At 61.9% G+C, this 8,162-nt stretch carries 6 protein-coding genes; all 6 read right to left on the bottom strand.

The window, feature by feature from the left end; genetic code table 11:
* Window positions 1-283: 283 nt before the first annotated feature.
* Entirely contained in the window at window positions 284-2,842 is a 2,559-nt protein-coding gene (locus BMY45_RS19520; protein WP_092400405.1) for a FimV/HubP family polar landmark protein, read from the bottom strand.
* 209 nt (window positions 2,843-3,051) lie between these two features.
* Window positions 3,052-4,062 carry an aspartate-semialdehyde dehydrogenase gene (locus BMY45_RS19515; protein WP_092400403.1) on the bottom strand — a complete coding sequence of 337 codons (1,011 nt, stop codon included), beginning with the start codon at window positions 4,060-4,062 and terminating at the stop codon, window positions 3,052-3,054.
* Between the two features lie 249 nt (window positions 4,063-4,311).
* Entirely contained in the window at window positions 4,312-5,424 is a 1,113-nt protein-coding gene (asd, locus tag BMY45_RS19510; RefSeq protein ID WP_047229242.1) for an aspartate-semialdehyde dehydrogenase, read from the bottom strand.
* 54 nt (window positions 5,425-5,478) lie between these two features.
* Complete coding sequence (gene leuB / locus BMY45_RS19505) at window positions 5,479-6,561, bottom strand: 3-isopropylmalate dehydrogenase (protein ID WP_047229243.1); 1,083 nt, start codon at window positions 6,559-6,561, stop codon at window positions 5,479-5,481.
* Between the two features lie 51 nt (window positions 6,562-6,612).
* A complete protein-coding gene (locus BMY45_RS19500) occupies window positions 6,613-7,377 on the bottom strand; it encodes a class I SAM-dependent methyltransferase (RefSeq protein WP_092400401.1) in 765 nt (254 codons plus the stop codon).
* A gap of 131 nt (window positions 7,378-7,508) precedes the next feature.
* On the bottom strand, window positions 7,509-8,153 hold the full coding sequence (gene leuD, locus BMY45_RS19495; RefSeq protein ID WP_092400399.1) for a 3-isopropylmalate dehydratase small subunit: 645 nt from the start codon (window positions 8,151-8,153) through the stop codon (window positions 7,509-7,511).
* Window positions 8,154-8,162: the final 9 nt, after the last annotated feature.

Raw genomic sequence — 8,162 nt, 5'->3', positions numbered from 1 at the left:
TCGGGTATTCACAAATCCTGTGCCCAAGCACAAATCCCTGTGGGAGCTGAGCTTGCTCGCGATAGCGGTGTGTCAGCTTGCGAAGATGTTGAATATGCCGCCGTCATCGCGAGCAAGCTCGGCTCCACAGGGGGGGCTCGGGGTTCATGGAGCCTGCGCTGCCCCCCAATCCCTTGTGGGAGCAAGCCTGCTCGCGATGGGGCCAGCCCAAACACCATTACCTCCCCCTGTCCCAAACAAAAACGGCAGCCTCACTGGCTGCCGCTTTGTTTACCCGATGACCTCAGGCCAGGCGCGATAACATTTCCTGCGCCTCGCTCTTTTGCGTGGCGTCGCCTTCACTGAGGACTTCGCCGAGGATATCCCGGGCGCCGTCGTTGTCACCCATGTCGATGTAAGCCTGGGCCAGATCGAGCTTGGTCGCCACTTCATCGGTGCCGCTGAGGAAGTCGAAATCCGGCTCATCGTCGGCACTGGCCAACGCGTCTTCAGCGGTAAAAGTCGGCTGAGCGAGGGTGTCGGACAGGCGTTCAAGCTCGGCGTTGACATCGTCCAGTTCGGACTCGAAGGCGTCCTTGGGTTTGTCTTGCACGTCCATTTCATCGGCCAGGGACAGGTCGAAGTCTTCCGGCAGCTCAAGGTCATCCGACGGGGTGTCGGCCACAGCAGGGGTTTGGGCGGCAGGCTCATCCAGGCCCTTGAGGTCGTCATCCAGGTCCAACAGGAAGTCTTCGTCGGCCAGGACCGGCGTCGGCGTCGGGGCGTCGGCGCCCAGGTCAAGGTCGAATTCCGACAGGTCATCCAGGCTTTCATTGGCCTCGGTCTGCTGCTTGAGCAACGATTCGAAGTCCAGGTCATCATCGGACGGAAATGCATCCAGCTCGACGACAGGCTCTGGCTCTGGCGTTGCCGGTGCGGCTTCCAGATCCTCAAGGCTCAGGTCGAAGGCGCTGTCGAGCTCATCATCGGTCGGCGGCGTGTCTTCCAGCAAATCCTTGACGTACTGGGCGTCCAGCTCGGCAGCGACTGCCGCGGCGGCCAGGCCGGCAGTGGTGGCGACCACCATGGCCGGGAAACGGCTTTTGAGCTGTTCAACCTGGGCATAGTTTTCGCCGTTGGCCACCAGTTGACGCTCTTGCGCAACAAAGGCGTCGCGGTCGCCCTGCTGACCGTAGACTTCCATCAACTTCAGACGCAGGTCACTGCGTTGAGGCTCGGCCTTGATGCCCTGCTCAAGCAGATCGGCAGCCTGATTCAAACGACCACGATCAATGTGGGACTGGGCCTGACCCAGCACATCGTCGGAACGCTCGGCAGCCGGAGCCACCAATGGCGCGGCGATCGGCGGCGTGACAATCACGGGCGCAATCACCGGGGCTGGCTTGGGCGCAGGTGCGGGAGCGGGTTTTGGTTCGAGTTTTACGCTTGGCGGTGGAACTTCAATGCCCTCGAAGCTGCTCGGGGGCAGATCGAGCTCCGGGGAGAAGTCAGCCTCCTCCTCGAGGGCTCGGGCCATGCGCAAGTGCTTTTCGGCTTCCAGTTGTGCCTTGCGGCGACGAGCCAGCAACAACAGCAGCAACAGCAGGACCAACGCGCCACCGCCGACCAGGCCCAACAGGATCGGGTTGGTCAGCAGATCGTTGTACTTTTGTTCGCTGGACGCGGCCGGGGCTGGCTCCACGGGAGTCGCGGGCGGCGTCGCTTCAGGCGCGGGGGCTTGCGCCGTTGGATCCGGTGTCAACTCTGCCGACATCGCCGGGGCCGACTCGTCGGCCGGGGGTACGGCGACACCATCAGCCTGCATTTTGGCCAGTTGATTGTTCTTGAGTTCGATCAGGCGTTGCAGCTTGTCCAGTTGGCTCTGCAGATCCGCCATGCGGCTTTTGAGTTCTTCATTGTCGCGGCGAGCCGAATCGAGGCTTTCCTGGGTGACCGCAAGCTTGTTGCTCAGGGCCTGGGCATCGCCGGCGGCGCCTTTGGCGCCGGCCTTTGCGGCCTCGGCGGAGACCAGACTCAGATTATCGCGAGCGGCCGCCTGGGCCGGTGCAGTTTGACTGCCACCACGCTTGGTACCGTCCAACTGCTGCTGGCCGGAACGCGCAACGCCCCGCCGCCCCTGGCGCCAAGCGGCATTCTGCGCAGCCACTTCAGCGATAGCCTGGGGTTGCGGCAACGCGGTGCTTTGCACCGGGTCCGGCAGACGCAATACCTTACCGGTCTTGAGCAGATTGATGTTGCCGTTGATGAATGCGTCCGGGTTCAACGCCTGGATCGCCAGCATGGTTTGCTGGATGGACCCACCGTTGCGCACCTTGGCGGCAATTTCCCAAAGGGTATCGCGCGGCGTGGTGGTGTATTGGGAGGGCTTGGTGGCGCCCGTCACCGGCGTGGAGACGACCTGGGACGGCTTCGTCCGGGCGGCGTCAGCCGCCTGGGGGGAGAATTTGGAAGGGTCGATCAACACACTGTAGTCGCGCAGCAGGCGGCCATTGGGCCACATCACCTGCACCAGGAACTTGACCATCGGCTCCGACAGCGGCTGACTGGAAGTCACCCGCAGGACGCTCTTGCCATTGGCATTGATTACCGGGGTGAAGCTCAGGTCACTGAGAAAGGCCTGGCGGTCGATCCCGGCCTTGGCAAACTCCTCGGGCGAGGCCAGGCTCGGCACGACTTCAGCGGCCGTCAATTGCTGGACGTCGAGCAGCTCGATCTCGGCGACCAGAGGCTGGTTCGGCGGCGACTTCAGGGTCAATTCCCCGAGCCCGAGCGCTTGCGCCATACCGGAGGACAGCGCCGAGGCGGCCGCTATTGCTAACACCAGTTTGCGAACTTGAACCATAGCCTCTTCCTTTGTTTGAACATTCCTCGGCCAGCGAGAAGGTGTTGATGCCGCTGCCGTAAGGCATTGCGCGCCACCCCGAAGCAACGGCGCGCGCGATCGTTTCACTCATGCTCGGGGAAAGCCCCGAGAGGGAGGTTCGCCTTCAGCACTCTGGCCAAGCATAGCGCCCAGCTAGAATCATTCGACAAATTGTTGCCAAGTATCTTTTACAGCAGGTCTTTTATCAACAACTCAGCCACTTGCACAGCATTGAGCGCCGCGCCCTTGCGTACGTTATCTGACGTCAGCCACATATTTAGTTCCGCCGGGTCATCGATCCCCCCGCGCACACGTCCAACGTAGACTACATCCTGCCCTACCGCATCGCCCACCGGGGTCGGGTAATCGCCCGCCTCCACCAGCTCGATGCCGGGTGCCGCTTCCAGGACTGCGTTGACTTTCGCCAGGTCGACGACGTTGGCTGCCTGCACAGTCACGCTAAAGCTATCGCCAAAAAACACCGGGGCTTGAATGCAAGTGACGGAAATCTTTAACGAAGGCTGTTCCAGCACCTGACGCAATTCGCGCACCAGACGCTTTTCCAACAGCGTGTGACCCTGCTCGTCCGGAGTACCCACCTGAGCCAGCAGGTTGAACGCCATCTGCCGATCGAAAAATTTCGGCTCAAGGGGACGCGCGTTAAGCAACTCGGCGGTCTGGCGGGCCAGTTCACTGACGGCGGCGCGGCCCTGAGCGGACACAGCGAGGCTGGCGGTCAAGCTGATGCGCTGCAACTCCAGGCATTGGCGCAGCGGCGCCAGCACCACGGCCAGCGCGGTCGCCGACGCACTGGGGCTGCTGACTTGAAACGGCTTGCTCAGACCCGCCAGCAGCCCGGCGTTGGCTTCCGGCACGATCTGCGGCGCCTGCTCAGCCGGCAGGGCGCCAGACAGGTCAATCAACGCGCAACCGGCCGCCGTGGCGCGCGGGGCGAAGCTCAGGGTCACCGCCGGGCCGGCGGCAAAAAACACCAGTTGGACTTTGCCGAAATCAAATTCGTCGACTTCGCGCACCCGCACATTTTTGCCGCGAAACATTACCGAGCTTCCTGCCGACTCGCTGCTGGCCAGCAGGTGCAGGTTGCCGATCGGGAAGTCACGCTCTTCGAGAATCTGGACAAGGGTTTCGCCGACAGTACCGGTGGCGCCGATCACGGCAATATCAAAGGACTGGCTCATGGGTCTACCTCAGGTAAAACGTGGGGAGCGGCACTTTACCGGGTGGGGGGTATGCAGGCAATTGGCTGGGAGATTTGCAGTGGTTGTACTGGCCCCATCGCGAGCAGGCTCGCTCCCACAGGTTTTGCGGCCACTGAAAATCCACTGTGGGAGCGAGCCTGCTCGCGATGGCGATGTCACGGACGACACCGTTTCCATAAAAAACCCGCACCTCTCACAAGGCACGGGTTCTTTCACAGCAGTGACCGATCAGCGTTCGAGCAGAATCCGCAGCATGCGACGCAGCGGTTCGGCCGCGCCCCACAGCAACTGGTCGCCGACGGTGAAGGCACCGACGAATTGCGAGCCCATGTTCAACTTGCGCAGACGACCCACCGGTACGTTCAAGGTGCCGGTGACCTTGGTCGGGCTCAGCTCCTGCATGCTGATTTCGCGGTTGTTCGGCACCAGCTTGACCCAAGGGTTGTGCTGGCTGATCAGCCCTTCGATGTCGGCGATCGGCACGTCTTTGTTCAACTTGATGGTCAGCGCCTGGCTGTGGCAGCGCATGGCGCCGATGCGCACGCAGATGCCGTCCACCGGGATCGGGCTCTTGAAGCGACCGAGGATCTTGTTGGTTTCGGCCTGGGCCTTCCACTCTTCACGGCTCTGGCCGTTCGGCAGTTCCTTGTCGATCCAAGGGATCAGGCTGCCGGCCAGCGGCACGCCGAAGTTCTCGGTCGGGTACGCATCGCTGCGCATCGCCTCGGCGACCTTGCGGTCGATGTCCAGGATGGCGCTGGCCGGGTTGGCCAAGTCATCGGCGACAGCGGCGTGGGTCGCACCCATTTGCTTGATCAGTTCACGCATATTCTGCGCGCCGGCCCCGGAGGCCGCCTGATAGGTCATGGCGCTCATCCATTCCACCAGACCGGCTTCGAACAGACCGCCCAGGCCCATCAGCATCAGGCTGACGGTGCAGTTGCCGCCAATGTAGTTCTTGGTGCCCGCGTCCAGTTGCTGGTCGATGACCTTGCGGTTCACCGGGTCGAGGATGATCACCGCGTCGTCCTGCATGCGCAGGCTGGAGGCGGCGTCGATCCAGTAACCCTGCCAGCCGGCTTCACGCAGTTTCGGGAAGACTTCGCTGGTGTAGTCGCCACCCTGACAGGTCAGGATCACGTCGAGGGTCTTGAGCTCGTCAATGCTGTAGGCATCCTTGAGCGCACCGGTGTCCTTGCCCACGGACGGGCCCTGGCCACCGACATTGGAAGTGGTGAAAAACACCGGTTCAATGAGATCGAAATCCTGCTCTTCCAGCATTCGCTGCATGAGCACGGAACCGACCATGCCGCGCCAACCGATCAGACCTACACGTTTCATCGCAACTACACCTATACAAAAGTGGGCCACCGTCGAAGCGGTGGGCCGCAAAGATTACAGATTACGCAACGCGGCGACTACTGCATCGCCCATTTGCTGCGTACCGACTTTGGTACAACCGGTCGACCAGATGTCGCCCGTGCGCAAACCTTGATCCAATACCACGCTGACCGCCTTCTCGATGGCATCAGCCGCGTCATTGAGACTGAAGCTGTAGCGCAGCATCATCGACACCGACAGGATGGTTGCCAACGGGTTGGCAATGCCCTGCCCGGCAATGTCCGGCGCCGAACCGTGACATGGCTCGTACATGCCTTTGTTGTTGGCATCCAGGGAGGCCGACGGCAGCATGCCGATGGAGCCGGTGAGCATCGATGCTTCATCGGACAGGATGTCACCGAACATGTTGTCGGTGACGATCACGTCGAACTGCTTGGGCGCGCGCACCAGTTGCATGGCGGCGTTATCAACGTACATGTGGCTCAGTTCGATGTCCGGGTAATCCTTGGCCACCTGCTCGACCACTTCGCGCCACAGTTGGCTGGAAGCCAGGACGTTCGCCTTGTCCACCGAGCACAGCTTTTTGCCGCGCACCCGTGCCATGTCAAAACCGACCCGGGCGATACGGCGGATTTCGCTCTCGCTGTACGGCAAGGTGTCGTAGGCCTGACGCTCGCCATTATCCAGCTCACGGGTGCCGCGCGGGGCGCCGAAGTAGATACCGCCGGTCAGTTCACGAACGATGAGGATGTCCAGGCCCGAAACGATTTCCGGCTTCAGGCTCGAAGCGTCGGCCAGTTGCGGGTAGAGGATCGCCGGACGCAGATTGCCGAACAGGCCCAGTTGCGCACGGATCTTCAACAGGCCGCGCTCAGGACGGATGTCGCGCTCGATCTTGTCCCATTTCGGGCCGCCCACGGCGCCCAGCAGTACGGCATCGGCGGCACGGGCGCGATCCAGGGTTTCATCGGCCAGGGGGACGCCGTGTTTGTCGATCGCAGCGCCGCCGATCACATCGTGGCTGAGTTCAAAGCCCAGGCCGTACTTGTCGTTCGCCAGCTCCAGGACCTTGACCGCTTCGGCCATGATTTCCGGGCCAATACCGTCGCCTGGGAGAATCAGAATCTGCTTGCTCATGTTTTCCTCGTTTGCTCTGTCGGCCCGCGCTTGGACGGGTCGGAAAAAGTGCTACCGCTCGGCCCACAGCACCAGTACGTCTGTACTGAACGAACCATCGGCCTCAATCTCAAAATACTCACGCACCTCAACACCCATCGAGCGCTGCAGCTCACGGATCGCCCCACGCATCACTTCGGGGGTGCGCATGCGCTCGACCCACGACTGGTACTCCAGGCGCAGACGCTGGCGCGTGGTGCTGCGGGTATGCAACCCCGCCTCGCTGACCTGGCGCAACCACTCGCCGGCCGAATAATCGCGAACATGACTGGTGTCACGCAGCACCTCAACGCTTTGCAGGTACGTGTCCAGCAGCGGTATGCCGGGTGACAGGACATCAATGAACGCCGCCACTCCACCCGGCTTGAGCACCCGGCGCACTTCCCGCAGCGCCAGGCCCAGATCGCTCCAATGATGCGCCGAATAGCGGCTGAACACGAAGTCGAACTCAGCGTCAGCGAACGGCAGGCGTTCGGCAGCGCCGCACACCGTGGTGATGTTACTCAGGCCACGATCCACCGCCGCAGCGGCCACGACGTCAAGCATTTGCTGGGACAAGTCATAGGCCACCACTTCACCGGCCAGCGGCGCGACATGGAAACTCACGTGCCCGGCGCCGCAGCCCAGGTCCAGCACCCGGGCATCGCCATGACCTGTCAACTCAGCCTGGAGCAGCGCGAACTCGGTGCCCTGGGCGTGCACGGCACTGCTCAGATAGGCCGAGGCCTGTTCGCCGAATTGCTTTTGTACGACCTGACTGTGGGCGGTGGTGGTCATGGGGACTTCCTTTTTGCGGTGTCTGTTCTGGCCTCATCGCGAGCAGGCTCCCACATTGGACTGACGGCGCCCACAAACCCTGTGGGAGCGATCCTGCTCGCGATGAGGCCGGTACTGCCTATATCAATCCATCAAGCATCGCGAAACAACCAAGGCTGGCTCGCACGGTGCTTGGCCTCGAACGCGGCAATCGCCTCGCCGTCCTGCAAGGTCAGGCCGATGTCGTCCAGACCGTTGAGCAGGCAGTGCTTGCGGAATGCATCGATCTCGAAATTCAACACCTTGCCGTCCGGACGGGTCACGGTCTGGGCGGCCAGGTCGATCTGCAGTTGATAGCCGGGGTTGGCTTCGACCTGCTGGAACAGCTCATCTACTTCAGCATCGCTGAGGATGATCGGCAGCAAACCGTTCTTGAAGCTGTTGTTGAAGAAGATGTCGGCGTAGCTCGGCGCAATGATGCTGCGAAAGCCGTACTCTTCCAGGGCCCATGGCGCGTGTTCGCGACTGGAACCGCAGCCGAAGTTTTCGCGGGCCAGCAACACGCTGGCGCCTTGGTAACGTTCGGCGTTGAGCACGAAATCCTTGTTCAACGGGCGCTTGGAGTTGTCCTGGTACGGCTGGCCCACGTCCAGGTAGCGCCACTCGTCAAACAGGTTCGGGCCGAAACCGGTGCGCTTGATCGACTTCAAAAACTGCTTGGGGATGATCTGGTCGGTGTCGACGTTGGCACGATCCAAAGGCGCGACAAGACCAGTGTGCTGGGTAAAAGCTTTCATGCTGCGCTC

The organism is Pseudomonas sp. NFACC39-1 (assembly GCF_900110355.1).
Classification (GTDB): Bacteria; Pseudomonadota; Gammaproteobacteria; order Pseudomonadales; family Pseudomonadaceae; genus Aquipseudomonas; species Aquipseudomonas tehranensis.
The sequence above is the reverse complement of the archived record's forward strand: the minus strand, read 5'-3'. Positions and strand labels throughout refer to the sequence as shown.

Coding starts and splice junctions, on each gene's coding strand:
- BMY45_RS19520 (WP_092400405.1), bottom strand. CDS start 2,842: ATGGTTCAAGTTCGCAAACTGGTGTTAGCAATAGCGGCCGCCTCGGCG.
- BMY45_RS19515 (WP_092400403.1), bottom strand. CDS start 4,062: ATGAGCCAGTCCTTTGATATTGCCGTGATCGGCGCCACCGGTACTGTC.
- asd (WP_047229242.1), bottom strand. CDS start 5,424: ATGAAACGTGTAGGTCTGATCGGTTGGCGCGGCATGGTCGGTTCCGTG.
- leuB (WP_047229243.1), bottom strand. CDS start 6,561: ATGAGCAAGCAGATTCTGATTCTCCCAGGCGACGGTATTGGCCCGGAA.
- BMY45_RS19500 (WP_092400401.1), bottom strand. CDS start 7,377: ATGACCACCACCGCCCACAGTCAGGTCGTACAAAAGCAATTCGGCGAA.
- leuD (WP_092400399.1), bottom strand. CDS start 8,153: ATGAAAGCTTTTACCCAGCACACTGGTCTTGTCGCGCCTTTGGATCGT.